Genomic DNA, 17,348 nt, shown 5'->3' on the forward strand with positions numbered 1-17,348 from the left:
CGCGGCGCGATCGGCACCGCGGGCGGCGGCTCCACGGCCGCGCCCGACGGGCTGCGGGCGCCGCGGTCGGCCAGCACCGCCGCGGCCGCCCGCTCCCCCATCACCAGGCCCTCCAACAGGCTGTTGGAGGCCAGCCGGTTGGCGCCGTGCAGCCCGGTGCGGGCCACCTCGCCCGCCGCGTAGAGCCCGCGGACGCCGGTGCGGCCGTGCAGGTCGGTGACCACGCCGCCGCACGAGTAGTGCGCGGCCGGCGTCACCGGGATCGGCTCGGTGGTCGGGTCGATCCCGGCCTCCCGGCAGGCCGCGTAGACGGTCGGGAACCGGGTCGGCAGACCGGGCAGCGCCGTGGCGTCCAGGTGCACGCAGTCGGCGCCGGTCTCGGCCAGCGTGCGGGTGATCGCCGCGGACACGACGTCGCGCGGGGCGAGATCGGCCAGCGGGTGCACCCCGGCCATGAACCGGTGCCCGGCGCGGTCGAGCAGCACCGCGCCCTCGCCGCGCACCGCCTCGGTGACCAGCGGCCGGCGCCCCACGGTCGGGCCGGTGTAGAGCACGGTCGGGTGGAACTGGACGAACTCCAGGTCGGCCGCGCTCGCCCCGGCCCGCAGCGCGAGCGCCACGCCGTCGCCGGTCGCGGTCGCCGGGTTGGTCGTCGAGGCGTAGAGCTGGCCGTAGCCGCCGGTGGCCAGCAGCACCGCCGGGGCGCGCAGCACGCCGGGGCGGCCCTCGTCGTCGAGCACGGCGAGGCCGACGACCGCGCCCCGGGCGTCGCGCAGGGCGTCGACGGCGACGTGCCCGGTGAGCAGCGGGAGGCGGCGGTCGGTGGCGGCGGCGACGAGGGCGCGCTCGACCTCGGCCCCGGTGGCGTCGCCGCCCGCGTGCACCACCCGGAAGGCGCTGTGGCCGCCCTCGCGGGTGCGGTCGAGCCGCGCGGCGGGGCCGTCGAAGCGGGCGCCGCGGGCGCGCAACCGGGACACCGCGGCCGGGCCGTCGGCCAGGATCTGCCGGACGGCGACCGGGTCGCACAGCCCGACGCCGGCGACCAGCGTGTCCTCGACGTGCGCGGCGACGCTGTCGCCTGCGATGTCGCCGAGCACGACGGCGATCCCGCCCTGCGCCCAGCCGGTGGACCCGGCGTCGGCGCTGTCCTTGGTCACGACGACCACGCGCAGGCCGGCCCCGGCGGCGTCCAGCGCCGCGGTCAGCCCGGCCACGCCGGACCCGACGACCACCAGGTCGGCGACCGCCTCCCACACGTTCATTCGGCGCCGCCCGGCTGCCCGATCTCGATCATCCGCCGCACCGCGGTACGGGCCCGGGCGGCGAGGTCGGGGGCGACGTGGACCTCGTCGCGGCCCTCGCGCAGCGCCCGCAGCAGCTTCGCCGGGGTGATCATCTTCATGTACGGGCAGGACGCCCGCTCGTTGACCGCCCGGAAGTCGATCTCCGGGGCGGCCCGGCGCAGCTGGTGCAGCATCCCGACCTCCGTCGCGACCAGCACGGTGCCTGCCGTGCTGGTACGCGCGGCGTCCAGCATGCCGCCCGTCGAGAGGATCTTGACGCGGTCGGCGGGCACGGCGCCGGTGCCCGCGAGGTAGAGCGCCGACGTGGCGCAGCCGCACTCGGGGTGCACGAACAGCTCGGCGTCGGGGTCCTCGGCGGCGCGGGCGGTGAGCGTGGCGCCGTTGATACCGGCGTGCACGTGGCACTCCCCCGCCCAGACGTGCACGTTGTCGCGGCCGGTGACCCGGCGGACGTGCGCGCCGAGGAACTGGTCGGGCAGGAACAGCACCTCGCGGTCGGCCGGGATCGACTCCACGACCTCGACGGCGTTCGACGAGGTGCAGCAGACGTCGGTCTCGGCCTTCACCTCGGCCGTGGTGTTGACGTAGCTGACCACGACGGCGCCCGGGTGCTCGGCCTTCCAGGCGCGCAGCTGGTCGGCGGTGATCGAGTCGGCCAGCGAGCAGCCCGCGGCGGCGTCCGGGATGAGCACGGTCTTGTCCGGGGCGAGGATCTTCGCCGTCTCGGCCATGAAGTGCACCCCGCAGAACACGATCGTCTCCGCATCGGAGGCGGCCGCGATGCGCGAGAGGCCCAGCGAGTCGCCCACGTGGTCGGCGACGTCCTGGATGGCGGGCAGCTGGTAGTTGTGCGCCAGCAGGACGGCGTTGCGCCGCCGGGCCAGCTCGCGGACCTCGGCGGCCCACTCGGGCCCGGGATCGGCGTGGGTGCCGGGATCGACCTGGGGCCTTGCGACGGTGTCGGTGGGCGACACGGTGCCTCCTCTGTTTTCGACTATCAGTCGTAAACAGGCGCTACTCTAGACCGGCGCCCCGGCATCCGTACCGCAGCCGTGACCCGCGCCTCACCTGCCGGCAACGTCGCGTTCACCCCGACAGCCGGTTCCCCCGCACGCCCTACGATCGGCGCCCATGAGCCGGCCCACCGCGCATCTCGCCGTGCACGAGGTGCTGGCCGCCGTGCTCCAGATCCGCGACGGCCACCTCCAGGTGCTGGCCTGGCAGCGCGCCCGCGACCCCGACGCGGGGCGGTGGGCCCTGCCGGGCGGGCGGCTGCGCGTCGACGAGGACGTCGAGGCCTCGGTGCGCCGCCAGCTCGCCGAGAAGGTCGACGTCCGCGAGATCGCCCACGTCGAGCAGCTGGCCGTGTTCAGCGACCCCGCGCGCGTCCCGGGACCGCGCACGGTCGCCACCGCGTTCTTCGGGCTGGTCCCCTCCGACGCCGACCCCGCCGTGCCCGACGACACCGCCTGGCACCGGCTCGCCGACCTGCCCCCGACCGCCTTCGACCACGCCCTGATCGTGCGCGACGCCCGCGAGCGGCTGCGCGCCAAGCTCTCCTACACGAACCTGGGCTTCGCGATGGCCCCGCGCGAGTTCACGATCTCCGCTCTCCGCGCGTTGTACGTCGCCGCTCTGGGGCACCCCGTCTCCGCGACCAACCTGCAACGCGTGCTGACCCGGCGGAGGCTGCTCGAACCGACCGGCGCGATCGCGCCACCCGGCCCATCGGGGGGCCGCCCGGCCGGGCGGTTCCGGTTCACCGATCGGACGCTGCGGGTGACCGACGCCTTCGCCGTGCTGAGGCCGCCAGGCGAGGTCGCGCGCTCCGCCGTACCGTGATCCGGGTGACCGAGACCCTGCCGCTGTTCCCCCTGGGTACGGTCCTGCTCCCCGGAGCGTCCCTGCCGCTGCACATCTTCGAGCCGCGCTACCGCCAGCTCACCGTCGACCTCGTGACCGGCGCCGTGCCCAGCAAGCAGTTCGGGGTGGTGGCCGTGCGGGAGGGCTGGACCCCCGACGACCACGGCATGGACGGCGTGCACCACGTCGGCTGCACGGCCGAGCTGCGCGACGTCCGCAGGCTGCCCGACGGCCGGTTCGACATCGTCACCCGCGGGGCGCGCCGCTTCCGGCTGCTCGACATCGAGACCGGCACCAAGCCGTACCTGATGGGCACGGTCGAGCACCTGCCCGACGTCGAGACGCCCGCGGACGCCGGCGACATGACCCGGATGCTGATCAGCTCGGCGCGCGACGCCCACCGCCGCTACTGCAGCACCGCGTGGAAGGCGGGCGACTGGTCCGAACCCGGGGCCGACGTCGAGCCGGGCACGCTGCCGCACGTGCTGGCGGCCGACTGCCTGCTGCCGATCGGCGACCGGCAGTCGCTGCTGGAGCAGACCTCGCCCACCGAGCGCCTGCGGATGGTGCGCGCCCTGATGGCCCGCGAGACGGGGCTGCTGTCGCAGCTGCGCGCCGTCCCGGCCCCGATCACCAGCTTCGCCGTCGAGCACTCCTTCAACTGACCCCCCGCCTCCTGCGGATCAGGGATGGGCTGGACGAGAGCACTTTCGTGCGGCGGGGTTGGACGAGAGCCACGCTCGCTCGGCCGGCCGCAGCGAGGGTGTCCTCGCAGGGCTGGCGCGGTCTCGCAGCGCTGGCGGGGGATGTCGCAGCGCTGGCGGGGTCGTCGCAGCGCGCCGGCGGGCTGCGACCACACACCCGGCGCTGCGACACACCACGAGGGCTGCGAGCCCGGCCGGCGAGACGGCGTGCAGCGCCGCGGGGAGCGAGCAGCGCGGGACGAGCGCGGCTTTCGTCCGGCCTGGTTGGACGAGAGCCGCTCTCGTCCAACCAGGCCGTCAGCGCCAGCCGAAGCGGGAGCGCAGCTGGTCGGCGACGCGGTCGAAGCGGGGCCGGTCGAGCACGGTGCCTTCGCGACGGATGTCGTGCTCGTCGATCTCCAGCACCCGGTCGAGCCGGACGAAGGACTCCCGGCCCCGGCCGTCCCAGGCGCCGGAGCCGATCGAGATCCAGTCGCGGTCGTCGGCCCGGTCGGGCTGGCTGGACAGCATCAGCGCGGCCAGCTCCCCGCCGCGCCGGCCGACGACCAGCAGCGGGCGGTCCTTGCCACGCCCGTCGCCCTCCTCGAACGGCACCCAGGCCCAGACGATCTCGCCGGGGTCGGCGGCGCCGTCGAGGTCGGGGGCGTAGACGATCCGGTCGGCCCGGGCGGCGCTCGGCGACTGGCGCGCGCCGCCGCGCCGCGGAGCGGGCGCCGGCGTCGCAGCCGGTGCCGGCGCGCTCCGCTGCTGGCCCTTCGTCAACAGGTCCAGTCCGATGCGCGCCGCCTGCCGCAGCGCCTTCCCCCAGTCGGCCACCGGCCCAGCATGCCGGACGCTCAGACCTCGTAGCCGTTGCGGTCGACGATCTGCACGTCCGGCCAGTCGGCGATCGTCGAGCGCACCGGCAGGACCAGCGACGGACCCCCGTACACCTCGACGCGCTCGTCGGGCTCGATCATCCGGGTCCGCGCCGGCACCCGGACCCAGCCGCCGCCGGCGTAGAAGCCGACCAGGTCGTCCGCGGTGGTCAGGAACCCGAACGGCAGCGCCCACCCGGCCAGCACACGGGCCAGCTCGGCCAGCATCAGCCGGCCGGTGCCCCGGCCCTGCTGGTCGGGGTCGACCCCGACCAGGCCGACGTCGCCGACCAGCACGCCGCTCTCGGAGCCCGGCACCCGCAGGTGGCGGCGCAGCACGGCGACGTGCGCGACGGCCCGCCCGTCCTCCCGGCCGACCAGCCGCACCTCCGGGCGCGCGCTCGCCCAGCTGCGCGACCCGTCCAGCCGGCGCGAGCGCGGGAAGCACCGGTGCAGCAAAGCCGCCAGCTCGGCGTGCCCGTCGGTGTCGAGGTCGTCCTCCCAGGTCAACGACCAACTCGGGGCGCTCATCGGGCCGGCTCCGGGCAGTAGGTGACCTGCCGGCTGTGCGGCCGGTAGCCCGCCCGGGTGTAGACGCCCAGCGCGCCCGTCGGGTTGGCCGCGTCGACGGTCAGCGAGGAGGTCTGGCAGCCCACCTCGCGGGCCCACAGCAGGACCTGCGCCAGCAGCGCGCCGGCCAGCCCGCGCCCGCGCCACCGGGCGAGGGTGCCGACGGTCGCGACGTAGAGGTCGCGCCGGCCGGTCCGCTCGGTCGCCGCCGCGAACTCCCAGGCCAGCACGAACCCCGCCACCGCGCCGTCGGCGGTGCAGGCCGCGACCGAGCAGTCGGCGCGGAAGTTGCGGTCGCCCGTGCGGTGGTGCGCGAACTCCGCCACCTCCTCGGGCACCGAGCCGTAGTGGTCGGCGAAGGTGGCGTTGCGGGCCGCGCAGAGCGGCGGGTCCCAGCGCGCGGCGTCGTAGTCCGGGCCCAGGCGGTGGATCCGCAGCCCGCCCGGCAGCGGCGCGGGCACCACCTCCTCGGCGAGGTCGCGGTGCAGCTTCGTCCACCAGCGCCGCGGGACGAACCCGGCGCGCTCCAGCATCGCCACCGCGCCCGTCGTCGTCTCCGCCACGCGCACGTGCAGCTGCGCACCCAACTCCTCCGCGCGCGCCCGGGCCAGCTCGACGAGCGCCGTGCCGACGCCGCGGCCCCGGTCGTCGGGGTGCACGACGCCGTCGGCGTGCACGACCCGCTCGCCCGGCGGCCCGAGGACCCACAGCACCTGCGCGGCCACCGGCCGCTCGCCGTCCAGCACGAGCACGGAGTCGCGCTCGCGGTCGAGCTCGGGGTCGGCCAGCTCCGCGGCGCAGTCCTGCGCGTCGTAGTGCTGTCCGGTCCGGTCGACGGCCTCGGCCGCGGCCAGCAGCGTGGCCCAGGTGGCGGCGTCGGACGGCCGCAGGGGCCGGTGGCGCAGCGCGAGCGGGAGGGCGAAGGCGGTCACGTGCAGCGACGGTAGCGGTGACGCAGGGCGTTCGGCCGCATCCCCCGCCGCACGGGGAGGCGAACGGAGCAGTGCCTCGGCCACAGCGTGTGCGCCGGGCTACCCTGACGCGACCATGTCGACGCTCCCGTCCACCACCCCGTCGGGCCTCGCACCGGTCGGGGCGGAGCACCCCGCGCTGTCCCGTCGGCGCGAGCTCGGCGCCACCAGCGCCCGGTCGCTGTTGCTCACGGTGCTGGGCGAGTTCGTGCTGCCCCGCGACGAGGCCGTCTGGACGCAGGTGCTGATCGATGTGCTCGGCCGGCTCGGCGTCGAGCACAAGTCGGCCCGCCAGGCCCTCGCCCGCACCGCGGCCGAGGGCCTGCTCGAGTCCGACCGGGCCGGGCGCCGCGTGCGCTGGTCGCTCACCGCACAGGGCCGCAGCCTGCTCACCGACGGCGCCGCCCGCATCTACGGCTTCGGCGGCGCCACCCGACCGTGGGCGGGCCACTGGCTGGTGCTGCTGGTCAGCGTGCCCGAGGTGCGCCGCCAGCTGCGCCACCGGCTGCGCACCCGGCTGGCCTGGGCCGGCCTGGGCTCCCCCGCGCCCGGCGTCTGGCTCAGCCCCGACCCGGACAAGCAGGACGAGGTGGCCAAGGTGCTGGCCGACCTGCAGCTGACCGCCGTCAGCAGCTCGTTCGTCGGCCCGTTCGGCGCCATCGGCTCCGAGCGCGAGCTGGTGGCCCAGGCCTGGGACCTGGCCGAGGTCGAGCAGGCCTACGAGGGCTTCCTGCGCACGTTCTCCGAGGCCGCCGCCACCGGCCCGACCAACGACATCCTCAGCAACCAGATCCACCTGGTGCACGCCTGGCGGCGCTTCCCGTTCCTGGACCCCAAGCTGCCCGCCGAGCTCCTGCCCGACCGCTGGGCAGGCACCAGGGCCGCCGCGGTGTTCGACCAGCTGCACTCCTGTTGGGCCGAGCAGGCCCAGCAGGAGTGGGACGAACTGGTCGCCGGGGCCGAGCCGTTCTGACCCGCCTACGCGTCGGCCGGGACGCGGAAGTCGACCTCCTCGGTGGCGACCGTCTCCGCCTTGCGCCCGGGACCGGTCTGGAACTGCCAGTACAGGTTGGTGTGCGCGACGACCTGAGCGGGCGGCGGCGCGCCCCACTCGGTGAGGTCCTCGGTGGTGTGCGCGTCGGTGACCAGGGTCGTGTCGTACCCGCGGACGAACGCGCCGTGCAGCGTCGCCCGGATGCACGCGTCGGTCTGGGCGCCGACCACGACCAGCCGCCCCACGCCGAGCGCGGACAGGACCTGCTCCAGGGTGGTGTCCTCGAAGGAGTCGCCGTGCTGCTTGCGCACCGCGGGCTCGGCCTCGCCCGGGGTCAGCTCGGGCACGATCCGCCAGGCCTCGCTGCCCTCGGGGAACTCCTCGTCCGTCTGCTGGACCCACACGACCGGGACGTCGGCGGCGCGCGCCCGGTCGACCAGGCGGGCGATGTTCGCGACGACGCCGTCGCGCTCGTGGGCGCCGGCGACGACGCGGTTCTGGACGTCGACGACGAGCAGGGCCGTGTTCGGCCGGCTGTCGAGCGTGGTCATGGGATCTCCCGGCTCTCGGTGCGACGGTACGGGCCAACCGTAGGACTAACCACCGACGCTCACCGGCCGCCGACCGCACCCGCCGGCGCGGCCGCGTCCGCCGCTCCGCGACAGCGCGTTAGTGTTCGTCGCCGGCCCGACCCGCGTCGAGGCCGGCCAGTCCAGGATCGCGAGCAGAGAACGGGCGAGGTAGGCAATGTCAGGACCAGGCGAAACACCCCGTCGAGGCGGGGTCCCCAGTCGGTTCGGCTCGGTCGAGGTGACCCGGATCGACGACGGCTCGGTGGCGCTGCGCGACCTGAAGAACCAGGCCGCGCCGGCAGTCGTGTTCAACGCGCAGGAGTGGGCGGACTTCGTCCGCGGCGTGAAGGCGAACCAGTTCGGCCCCGCGCAGGGTCCCGGCCAGGGCCCCGGTGGCCGTCCGGGTCTCGACGTCGAGTCCACGGTCCGCCTCAAGGTGTGACCGCGGCGCCCCGGTCCGGGCGTCGACGCTGAATCCGACGCCCGGGCGGGGGCCGCTCCCCGCCCCTGTCAGCCCAGGCAGCCCGGCCCGAGCAGGGCCTTCAGGTCGCCCATCAGCGCCCCCGAGTGCGTCACCTTCAGCGAGTCGTCCAGCTTGAGCACCGTCGTGCGCGAGCCGTTGACCAGGCTCAGGTGCACCTCGGACGTCCCCGGGTGGTTGGTCAGCACCTCCTTGAGCTTGGACACCCGCTGCGGCGTCACCAGCTCGGTGCGCATGCTGACCTTCACCGGCGCGCCCGGACCACCGTTGGCGCTGGTCAGGTCGGGTACCGCGAGGTCGTTGACGATCAGTGAGACGCGGTCGTCGCGGCGGTTGACCCGGGCCTTGACCAGCACGATCGCGTCCTCGGCCACGTCGACCCCGACCACCTGGTAGCAGCGGGGGAAGAACAGCACCTCGATGCCGCCGGCCAGGTCCTCCAGCTGGGCCGAGGCCCACGGCTCGCCGTTCTTGTTCACCCGGCGGTTCACGTTGGCCAGGATGCCGCCGATGGTGACCTGGTGGCCGTCGGGGACGGTGCCCTCCAGGATCGTCGAGATCGGCATGTCGGACTTGGCCGACAGCACCTGCTCCACGCCGTGCAGCGGGTGGCCGGAGACGTAGAGGCCGAGCATCTCCCGCTCGACGGCCAACTGGTGCTTCGGGTCCCACTCGTCGTCGGGGACCTTGACGTCGAAGACGGAGGCGAGCGCAGGGTCGTCTCCGGCGCCGCCGGAGCCGTCCATCGACCCGAACAGGTCGAACTGGCCCATCGAGGCGGCCTTCTTGGTGCTCATCACCGCGTCGATGGCGTCGGCGTGCACCAGCAGCAGACCCTTGCGGGGGTGGCCGAGCGAGTCGAAGGCGCCGGACTTGATCAGCGACTCGATGACCTTCTTGTTGCAGACGACCGCGTCGACCTTGCGCAGGAAATCGCTGAAGTCGGTGAACGCGCCCTTCTCCTTGCGGGCCGCCACGATCGAGTCGACGACGTTGACGCCGACGTTGCGGATGCCGCCCAGGCCGAAGCGGATGTCGTTGCCGACGGGGGCGAAGTTGCGCACCGACTCGTTGACGTCCGGGGGCAGCACCGTGATGCCCATCCGGCGGCACTCGGCCAGGTAGACCGCGGCCTTGTCCTTGTCGTCGCGGACGCTGGTGAGCACGCCGGACATGTACTCGGCCGGGTAGTTGGCCTTGAGGTAGGCCGTCCAGTAGGAGACCAGGCCGTACGCGGCGGAGTGGGCGCGGTTGAACGCGTAGTCGGAGAACGGGAGCAGGATGTCCCAGAGGGTCTTGACCGCGGCCTCGGAGTAGCCGTGGTCCTTCATCCCCTGGGCGAAGCCGGCGTACTCCTTGTCCAGGATCTCCTTCTTCTTCTTGCCCATCGCCCGGCGCAGCAGGTCGGCCTTGCCCAGGGTGTAGCCGGCCAGCTTCTGCGCGATGGCCATGACCTGTTCCTGGTAGACGATCAGGCCGTAGGTCTCGCCGAGGATGTCCTTGAGCGGCTCGGCCAGCTCCGGGTGGATCGGGGTGACCTCTTGGCGGCCGTTCTTGCGGTCGGCGTAGTCGTTGTGCGCGTTGGCGCCCATCGGACCGGGCCGGTACAGGGCGCCGACGGCGGAGATGTCGTCGAACTCGGTGGGGGCCATGCGGCGCAGCAGGTCGCGCATCGGGCCGCCGTCCAGCTGGAACACGCCGAGGGTCTCGCCGCGGGCCAGCAGGTCGTAGGTCTTCCGGTCGTCCAGCTCGACGGACTCGATCTCCAGCTTGGGCTTGCCGTTGAGCTCGATGTTCTCCAGCGCGTCGTCGATGATGGTCAGGTTGCGCAGGCCGAGGAAGTCCATCTTGAGCAGCCCGAGCGTCTCGCAGGCGCCCATGTCGAACTGCGTGATGATGGCGCCGTCGGCCTCGCGGCGCTGGATCGGGATGACGTCGATCAGCGGCTTCGACGACATGATCACGCCGGCCGCGTGCACCCCCCACTGGCGCTTGAGGCCCTCCAGGCCGCGGGCGGTGTCGATGATCTCCTTGACCTGCGGGTCGACCTCGTAGAGGGCCCGGACCTCGGTGGCCTCGGAGTAGCGCTTGTGGGACGGGTCGAACACGCCCGACAGCGGGATGTCCTTGCCCATGATGGCCGGGGGCATCGCCTTGGAGATGCGGTCGGCGACGGCGTACCCGGGCTGGCCGAACAGCACGCGCGCCGAGTCCTTGATCGCGGCCTTCGCCTTGATCGTGGAGTAGGTGATGATCTGAGCGATCCGGTCCTCACCGTACTTCTCGGTGGTGTAGCGGATCATCTCGCCGCGCCTGCGCTCGTCGAAGTCCATGTCGATGTCGGGCATCGAGATGCGCTCGGGGTTCAGGAACCGCTCGAAGATCAGCTTGTGCTTGATCGGGTCGAGGTCGGTGATCCCCAGGACGTAGGCGACCAGCGAGCCGGCCGCCGAGCCGCGGCCGGGGCCGCACCGGATGCCGACGGACTTCGCGTACTGGATGAGGTCGGCGGTGACCAGGAAGTAGCCGGGGAAGCCCATCTGGATGATGACCGACAGCTCGTAGGAGGCCTGCTTGCGGTACTGGTCGGTGACACCGTTCGGGAACCGCATGTGCAGGCCCCGCTCGACCTCCTTGACCAGCCAGCTCTCCTCGGTCTCGCCCTCCGGGACGGGCGCGCGGGGCATCAGGTCCTGGCCCTCGGTGAAGGTGATGCCCACCCGCTCGGCGATCAGCAGGGTGTTGTCGCAGGCCTCCGGGAACTGCTCGTCCCACTGGGCGCGCATCTCGGCCGGGGACTTGAGGTAGAAGTCCTGGGCGTCGAACTTGAAGCGGTTGGGGTCGGCCAGGGTCTTGCCGGTCTGCACGCACAGCAGCACCTCGTGCGACTTGGCGTCCTCGGCGTAGGTGTAGTGCAGGTCGTTGGTGGCCAGGCCGGGGAGGTCGAGCTCCTTCTTCAGCCGGAAGAGGTCCTCCTGGACCTGCTTCTCGATGCCGATGCCGTGGTCCATCAGCTCGCAGAAGAAGTTGTCCTTGCCGAAGATGTCGCGGTAGTCGCTGGCGGCCTGGCAGGCGTCCTGGTAGCGGTCCTGCTGGAGGAGCCGGGCCACCTCGCCGGACGGGCAGCCGGTGGTGGCGATGATCCCCTTGCCGTAGGTCTCCAGCAGCTCGCGGTCCATGCGGGGCTTGTAGTAGTAGCCCTCCAGCGAGGCCAGCGAGGACAGCCGGAAGAGGTTGTGCATCCCCTCGGTGTTCTCGGCCAGCAGCGTCATGTGGGTGTACATCTCACCCGGGTTGTCGTCGCTGACCTGCTGGCCGCCCAGGGTGGCGCGCTTGCGCTCGTGGCGGGAGCCGGGCGAGAGGTAGCCCTCCATGCCGATGATCGGCTTGACCCCGTTGGCGTTGGCCTTGCGCCAGAACTCGTAGGCGCCGAACACGTTGCCGTGGTCGGTCATCGCCAGCGCCGGCATCTCCATCCGGGCGGCCTCTGTGAACAGGTCGTCCAGCCGGGCGGCCCCGTCGAGCATGGAGAACTCGGTGTGGGTGTGCAGGTGGACGAAGCTGTCCTTCGGGCTGGCCATCGGGGTGGACTTCTCCCTCCTGGCGCGGCCCGGGGGCTGCGCACGATCGACTGCCGGACCGACCGCACGCGCTCGGCGGGCGCGCGCGGGACCTGATCCGCAAGCAGGTTAGCCCCGCCCCCCGACACTCCCCCACACCCGGGGCGGTGCGTCGGGCAGACCCCCGTCCCGGCTGCGACACACCCTCCGACACGCCCTCCGACGCGCCGCCGGACGCCCACCTAGACTCCCCGCCGATGGTCACCACGGCGCGCCCTTCCCCCTACGCCGAACGGATCGCGCGCGTCCCGGTGCGCGTCCGGGAAGTGGCGCTGCGGGGCGCGGTGACACCGGTGCGGACCTACGGACCCGACGACGCCGGGCACCGGATCGTGTTCCTGCACGGCCTGCGCGGCGACCACCACGGCCTGGAGCCGATCGTCGCGCACCTGGGCGGCGTCGAGGTGGTCGTGCCCGAGCTGCCCGGGTTCGGGGCCGCCGCGCCGATGCCCGCCGACCGCCACGACGTCGCCGGCTACGCGGCCTGGACCCGCGACCTGCTGGCGGAGGTCGACCCGGCCGGCGACGCGGTGCTGGCCGGGCATTCGTTCGGCTCGATCGTCGCCGCGGCCGCGGTGGCCGGCGGCGCGCGACCGCGGGCGCTCGTGCTGGTCAACCCGATCGCCACCTCGGCGCTGGCCGGCCCGCACCGGGTCCTGACGAAGCTCACCGTGCTGCACCACCGCCTCGCCGGGGCGCTGCCCGAGCGCGCCGGCACGTGGCTGCTGCGCAACCGGCTGGTCACCCGGATCGCCAGCGTCGCGATGGTCACCACGCGCGACCCCGGCCTGCGCCGCTGGATCCACGCCGAGCACGACCGCTACTTCGGCGGCTTCGCCGGGCGGCGCACCCTGCTGGAGTCCTTCCACGCCTCGGTCTCGCACGACGTCGCCGAGTACGCCGAGGACGTGGCCGTGCCGACGCTGCTGGTCGCCGCCGAGCACGACGACATCGCCCCGCTGGCCGCGCAGCGCGCGCTGCGCTCGCGCTTCCCCGACGCCCGACTGGTCGTGGTGCCCGGGACCGGCCACCTCGCGCACTACGAGGCCCCCGCCGACGTGGCGGCGGCGATCGCGGGGTTCGCCGCGCGGCCGTGACCGACCGCCCTGCGAGGATCGCCCCGTGAAGATCGCCCTCGACTGCCGCTACGTCCGCGTCGACCGGCACGACGGCATCAGCCGCTACACCACGGGCCTGGTGGGCGCCCTGGCCAAGATCGTCGACGGCCACGAGCTGGTGCTGCTGGTCAACGACCCCGCCCAGCTGGCGCACCTGCCCGCGCTGCCGTCGCACCGGGTGAGCGCCCCGACCAGCCCGCGCGAACCGCTGGTGGCGCGCCAGGTGCGGGCGCTGGCCCCGGACGTCGTGTTCTCCCCGATGCAGACGATGGGCAGCTGGGGCCGGACCTACCCGCTGGTCCTGACGCTGCACGACCTCATCTACTACCGCAACCGCACCCCGCCCCCGGAGTTCGCGCTGCCGATCCGGGTGCTGTGGCGGCTGTTCCACCTGGCGTGGTGGCCCCAGCGCGCGCTGCTGAACCGGGCCGACGCGGTCGTCACCGTCTCGGAGACGACCGCGGCGCGGATCGCCGAGCACCGGTTGACCGAGCGGCCGGTGACCGTCGTGCCGAACGCCCCGGACCCGCTGCCCGACCTGCCGCGCCGCGAGCGCACGCGCGCGCTCGTCTACATGGGCTCGTTCATGCCCTACAAGAACGTGGCCGTGCTGGCCGCCGCGATGGGCTCGCTGCCCGACCACGAGCTGCACCTGATGAGCCGGGTGAGCGACGCCGAGCGCGCCCGGCTGACCGCGCTGGCCCCCGGCGCCCGCCTGGTGTTCCACGACGGAGTCGGCGACGAGGAGTACCACGAGGCGCTGCGCGGGGCGACGGCGCTGGTCAGCGCCTCGCGCGACGAGGGGTTCGGGATCCCGCTGGTGGAGGCGATGGGGCTGGGCACCCCGGTCGTGGTCAGCGACATCCCGGTGTTCCGCGAGGTCGGCGGCGACGCCGCGGGCTACGTGGCCCCCGACGACGTGGCCGGCTTCGCCCGCGCGATCCGCGAGCTGGACGAGCCCGGCGTGTGGGAGCGGCGCTCGGCGGCGAGCCGGGAGCGCGCCGCGCACTACAGCTGGGAGTCCTCGGCCCGGATCCTGCTGGCGCTGCTGGAACGCGTGGCGGCCGAGCACCGGCCCTGACCGCCCCGCACCCCCACTCCGATGCATCCGGAGCGGGGGGCGGAGGGGCGGGGATCAGGCGGCGCGGCGCAGGGGGGCCTGGGTGCGGCCGAGCAGGCGCAGGTAGACGTCCTCGAACGTCGACAGGGTGGCCTCGATGGCGTGCTCGGCGACGATCTCCCGGCTCGCCGCGCCCATCCGGCGGCGCAGCCCGGCGTCGGCGAGCAGGGCGGCCAGCCGGGTGGTCAGCTCGGGGACCGCGCCGGGCTGGTAGAGCCAGCCGTTGCGGCCCGGGCGGACCAGGTGCGGCAGCGCCATCGCGTCGGCCGCGATCACCGGCGTGCCGGCGGCCATCGCCTCCAGGGTGGCCAGGCTCTGCAGCTCGGCGATGCTGGGCATGCAGAACACCGCGGCCCGGGCGTAGGCCTCGACCAGCTCCTCCTCCGAGACGAAGCCGCGGAAGCGCACGCGCTCGCCGATGCCGACCTCGTGGGCGAGCGCGGACCACTCCTCGCGGCGGCTGCCGTGCCCGATGATCTCCAGCCGGGCCGGCCGGTCCGCGGGCAGCGCGGAGAACGCGCGGATGAGCTCGTCGACCCGCTTCTCCTGGTCGAGCCGGCCGACGAACAGCACCGTCGGCACGGCGTCCGGGTCGCGCTCGGTCGGCGTGGCCCGGTAGCGGTCGGCGTCGATCCCGCAGGAGACGGGGAACGCGTCGGTCAGCCCGGCCCGGCGGTGCAGCAGCTCGACCGCGCGCGGCGTCGGGGCGGTGACCGCGCCGGCCTTGCGGTAGACGCGGCCGAGGTCGCGCCAGCCGACGACGGCAGCGGGGCCGCGCAGGAAGCGCGGGATCGGCGAGTAGGCCAGCAGGTTCTCCGGCATCAGGTGGTTGGTGGCCACCAGCGGGCGGCCGGTGCGGTGCGCGGCGCGCACGACGCCGCGGCCCAGCACCATGTGCCCCTGCGTGTGCACGACGTCCGGGTCGATCCGCTCGATCAGCTCGGCGGTGTCCGGGAACGCCTGCCACGGCAGGCAGAACTGGAAGTTCTCGTGGCTGTAGAAGCGGTGCGAGCGGATGCCGTGGACGGTGACCCCGTCGCGGACCTCGCGGGTCGGGCTCCCCGTCTGCGACGGGGCGACGACGTGCACTTCGTGGTCGCGGCCGGCCAGGCCGGTGGCCAGCCGCTCGGCGAAGCGGGCGGCGCCGTTCACGTCGGGCGGGTAGGTCTCGGCGCCGATCAGGATCCGGAGCGGGTTCACGACAAGCGTCCTCTCGGGGTGGGTCGTACGGCGGCCGGTGCTGGGGTCACCGGCGCAGGAAGTGTTCGGGCCGCGACGGGCCGATGTCGCCGGCCGTGGCCAGCCGGCTGTGGGTGGGGTGGGCCGCGGCGCGTCCCGCGGCGTCGGGGTGGTGCTTGGCCAGCCCGACCACGCCGACCGCCGCGGCCGTGGCCGCGGCGGTGAGCAGCAGGAAGACGACCGGCGGGGTGGCGGCGCCCTCGCCGAGCAGCACCGCGCCGAGGATGACCGCGACGATCGGGTCGACGACGGTCAGGCAGGCGATGACGACCTCGGGCGGGCCGGAGGCGAACGCCTGCTGGACCAGCCACCCGCCGACGACGACGGCGACGCCGATGGCCACGACGGTGGCCGCGACGGCCGGGTCGAGCAGCCCGGCCAGGCCGGGGGTGATGGACTGCGACACCGCCCGGACCAGCCCGGAGACCAGCCCGAACGCGACCGCGCCCGCCGTCGCGCAGGCCACGCAGCGCACCCAGCCCGAGCGGGCCACGCCCAGCCCGGCCAGCAGCACGACGATCCCGGCGACGACGAGCGCCGCGATGAACGTGGCGCCCGGTTGCGGTTCGCTGGACACGGCGGTGCGGGCGGCGGTGACGACGAACACCGCCACGCCGGCGACGCTGAGCGCGACCCAGCCGACGATGGCGCCGTCCGGGGCGCGGCGGGCGCGCAGCGAGGTGAGCAGGACCGCGACCGGGACGGCGAGCACGCCGATCGGCTGGACCACCGACAGCGGCGCCAGGATCAGCGCCATCGCGTGCAGGACGGTGCCGCTGCCGGCCAGGGCCAGCCCGGTGAGCCAGCCCGGCCGGCGGGCCACGGCCCGCAGGCCGCGCAGCGTCAGCGACTCCCCGTCGGTGTCGGACTCGGCGGCCACCGCCCCGTGCTGCAGGACCGCGGCGCCGGCGAAGCAGAGCGCCCCGAGCACGGCCAGCGAGACCGCGCCGGTGGTGCCGGTGAGCAGGTCGCTCATGCCGTCCTCCCCAGCCGTCCGTCGATCGGGTCGCGCGTCGGGACCGGGTCCACCGCGGCGACCGCGAGGTCCACGGCGGTCCGACCGGCCGCGGCCGTGGACCGGGCCGCGAACGCGATCATCAGCAGCAGCACCAGCATCACTGCGTAGAGAACACGCTGAAGAACACCGAGAACGGCAAATAATGGTGAACCGGAGATAACGATCGGGACATTGCTGAGCAGGAACAGCGCGCTCAGCGCCGCCGTGGCGACGGCGAGCCGGGTGAGGACCGGGGCCGCGGCCCGCCACGCGGGGCTCGCGGCGGCCCTCCTGGCGACCATCCAGGCCGCCACCGGCAGGGCGACCAGGACGACGGCGCCCGCCACCCGGTGCACGTTGGCGATCGGCCCGGCCGGCGTGCCCGGGACGTTGGTCGGGAACACGGCCGCGGCCACCAGGCCGCCGCTCGCCGCGGCCATCAGCGCCGCCGGTGCGCCCGGGGCCGCCAGGCCCCAGCCGCGCAGCCCCGCGCCCAGCAGCCCGACCGCCGCCGCCAGCGCGAGCGCGGCCACGCCGAGCAGGGAGTACCCGCCGGGCACGGCCACGTAGTCGCTCAGGGTCTGGACGATCGGGTCGACCGTGCCGACCCCGTCGAGGTGCAGCGCGGCCAGCGCCACCACCGTGACCCCCACGCAGACGACGACCGGCCACGTCGCCCGCGGCGCCACCCCTCTCGCACCCTCCGCTCCGGGCCCCCGCCCGGTCCCCCCGCTGCTCGTCATGAGGATCACCGTGCCAGCCCCACGCTGAGACGGACATCAGGAACTCCACCCAGAGTTACCGGGGGAAAACCCCATGGTCGCTGCGGCGGTGAGGGAAAACCCCGGGTCGGGCCGGCGGGTGCCGCCCGCTCCGGCGCGCCGGTCACGGCGGCGGGACGGGGCCGTCGTCGGGGGGCGGGTCGACCCGCCCGACCT

16 protein-coding genes are annotated in these 17,348 nt (G+C 74.4%); 6 read left to right on the plus strand and 10 right to left on the minus strand.

Annotated elements, in window-relative coordinates; all coding sequences use genetic code 11:
• Together nadB and nadA are read right to left on the minus strand one after the other, a co-directional pair.
• On the minus strand, nucleotides 1-1,262 hold a 1,262-nt coding region (gene nadB / locus KIK08_RS29805; RefSeq protein WP_214406630.1), incomplete at its 3' end, for an L-aspartate oxidase.
• Nucleotides 1,259-2,278 carry a quinolinate synthase NadA gene (gene nadA / locus KIK08_RS29810; RefSeq protein WP_214406631.1) on the minus strand — a complete coding sequence of 340 codons (1,020 nt, stop codon included), beginning with the start codon at nucleotides 2,276-2,278 and terminating at the stop codon, nucleotides 1,259-1,261. The genes nadB and nadA, both read right to left, overlap by 4 nt.
• 157 nt (nucleotides 2,279-2,435) lie before the next feature.
• Here nadA and KIK08_RS29815 point away from each other — a divergent pair, with 157 nt between their 5' ends.
• Together KIK08_RS29815 and KIK08_RS29820 are read left to right on the plus strand one after the other, a co-directional pair.
• Nucleotides 2,436-3,146: an NUDIX hydrolase gene (locus KIK08_RS29815; RefSeq protein ID WP_214406632.1), complete on the plus strand. Its 711-nt coding sequence runs from the start codon at nucleotides 2,436-2,438 to the stop codon at nucleotides 3,144-3,146.
• A gap of 5 nt (nucleotides 3,147-3,151) precedes the next feature.
• Nucleotides 3,152-3,832: an LON peptidase substrate-binding domain-containing protein gene (locus tag KIK08_RS29820; RefSeq protein ID WP_214406633.1), complete on the plus strand. Its 681-nt coding sequence runs from the start codon at nucleotides 3,152-3,154 to the stop codon at nucleotides 3,830-3,832.
• A gap of 336 nt (nucleotides 3,833-4,168) precedes the next feature.
• On the opposite strand, the gene KIK08_RS29825 is transcribed toward KIK08_RS29820, so the two are convergent.
• The 3 genes from KIK08_RS29825 to KIK08_RS29835 are packed head-to-tail and all read right to left on the minus strand — an operon-like array spanning nucleotide 4,169 to nucleotide 6,230.
• Nucleotides 4,169-4,687, minus strand: a complete 519-nt coding sequence (locus KIK08_RS29825) for a type II toxin-antitoxin system PemK/MazF family toxin (RefSeq protein WP_214406634.1) — start codon at nucleotides 4,685-4,687, stop codon at nucleotides 4,169-4,171.
• A gap of 20 nt (nucleotides 4,688-4,707) precedes the next feature.
• Complete coding sequence (locus tag KIK08_RS29830; RefSeq protein ID WP_214406635.1) at nucleotides 4,708-5,259, minus strand: GNAT family N-acetyltransferase; 552 nt, start codon at nucleotides 5,257-5,259, stop codon at nucleotides 4,708-4,710.
• On the minus strand, nucleotides 5,256-6,230 hold the full coding sequence (locus tag KIK08_RS29835) for a GNAT family N-acetyltransferase (protein ID WP_214406636.1): 975 nt from the start codon (nucleotides 6,228-6,230) through the stop codon (nucleotides 5,256-5,258). Before KIK08_RS29835 ends, KIK08_RS29830 begins: the two co-directional genes overlap by 4 nt.
• 115 nt (nucleotides 6,231-6,345) lie before the next feature.
• Between KIK08_RS29835 and KIK08_RS29840 the strand changes: the two genes are divergently transcribed.
• Nucleotides 6,346-7,242, plus strand: a complete 897-nt coding sequence (locus KIK08_RS29840) for a PaaX family transcriptional regulator (protein WP_214406637.1) — start codon at nucleotides 6,346-6,348, stop codon at nucleotides 7,240-7,242.
• A 5-nt stretch (nucleotides 7,243-7,247) separates the two neighbouring features.
• Here KIK08_RS29840 and KIK08_RS29845 read toward each other — a convergent pair whose 3' ends face one another.
• Nucleotides 7,248-7,814: an isochorismatase family protein gene (locus KIK08_RS29845; protein WP_214406638.1), complete on the minus strand. Its 567-nt coding sequence runs from the start codon at nucleotides 7,812-7,814 to the stop codon at nucleotides 7,248-7,250.
• A 259-nt stretch (nucleotides 7,815-8,073) separates the two neighbouring features.
• Between KIK08_RS29845 and KIK08_RS29850 the strand changes: the two genes are divergently transcribed.
• Nucleotides 8,074-8,277: a DUF397 domain-containing protein gene (locus KIK08_RS29850; protein ID WP_214406639.1), complete on the plus strand. Its 204-nt coding sequence runs from the start codon at nucleotides 8,074-8,076 to the stop codon at nucleotides 8,275-8,277.
• Between the two features lie 68 nt (nucleotides 8,278-8,345).
• Here KIK08_RS29850 and dnaE read toward each other — a convergent pair whose 3' ends face one another.
• A complete protein-coding gene (gene dnaE / locus KIK08_RS29855; RefSeq protein WP_214406640.1) occupies nucleotides 8,346-11,897 on the minus strand; it encodes a DNA polymerase III subunit alpha in 3,552 nt (1,183 codons plus the stop codon).
• Nucleotides 11,898-12,133: 236 nt separating this feature from the next.
• Between dnaE and KIK08_RS29860 the strand changes: the two genes are divergently transcribed.
• Together KIK08_RS29860 and KIK08_RS41975 are read left to right on the plus strand one after the other, a co-directional pair.
• The gene (locus tag KIK08_RS29860; protein WP_214406641.1) at nucleotides 12,134-13,033 is read left to right on the plus strand and encodes an alpha/beta fold hydrolase; all 900 of its coding nucleotides are present in this window, start codon (nucleotides 12,134-12,136) and stop codon (nucleotides 13,031-13,033) included.
• Between the two features lie 25 nt (nucleotides 13,034-13,058).
• Nucleotides 13,059-14,135, plus strand: coding sequence for a glycosyltransferase family 4 protein (locus KIK08_RS41975; RefSeq protein WP_214406642.1), 1,077 nt, complete (start codon nucleotides 13,059-13,061; stop codon nucleotides 14,133-14,135).
• A 54-nt stretch (nucleotides 14,136-14,189) separates the two neighbouring features.
• Here KIK08_RS41975 and KIK08_RS29870 read toward each other — a convergent pair whose 3' ends face one another.
• The 3 genes from KIK08_RS29870 to KIK08_RS29880 are packed head-to-tail and all read right to left on the minus strand — an operon-like array spanning nucleotide 14,190 to nucleotide 17,099.
• Nucleotides 14,190-15,374 carry a glycosyltransferase gene (locus KIK08_RS29870; RefSeq protein ID WP_214406643.1) on the minus strand — a complete coding sequence of 395 codons (1,185 nt, stop codon included), beginning with the start codon at nucleotides 15,372-15,374 and terminating at the stop codon, nucleotides 14,190-14,192.
• A 46-nt stretch (nucleotides 15,375-15,420) separates the two neighbouring features.
• Nucleotides 15,421-16,389 (minus strand): DMT family protein, encoded by a 969-nt coding sequence (locus KIK08_RS29875; RefSeq protein ID WP_214406644.1) that lies wholly within the window; start codon nucleotides 16,387-16,389, stop codon nucleotides 15,421-15,423.
• Entirely contained in the window at nucleotides 16,386-17,099 is a 714-nt protein-coding gene (locus tag KIK08_RS29880) for a DUF998 domain-containing protein (protein WP_214406645.1), read from the minus strand. Before KIK08_RS29880 ends, KIK08_RS29875 begins: the two co-directional genes overlap by 4 nt.
• Between the last annotated feature and the right edge of the window lie 249 nt (nucleotides 17,100-17,348).

The organism is Pseudonocardia lacus (assembly GCF_018531445.1).
GTDB lineage: Bacteria > Actinomycetota > Actinomycetes > Mycobacteriales > Pseudonocardiaceae > Pseudonocardia > Pseudonocardia lacus.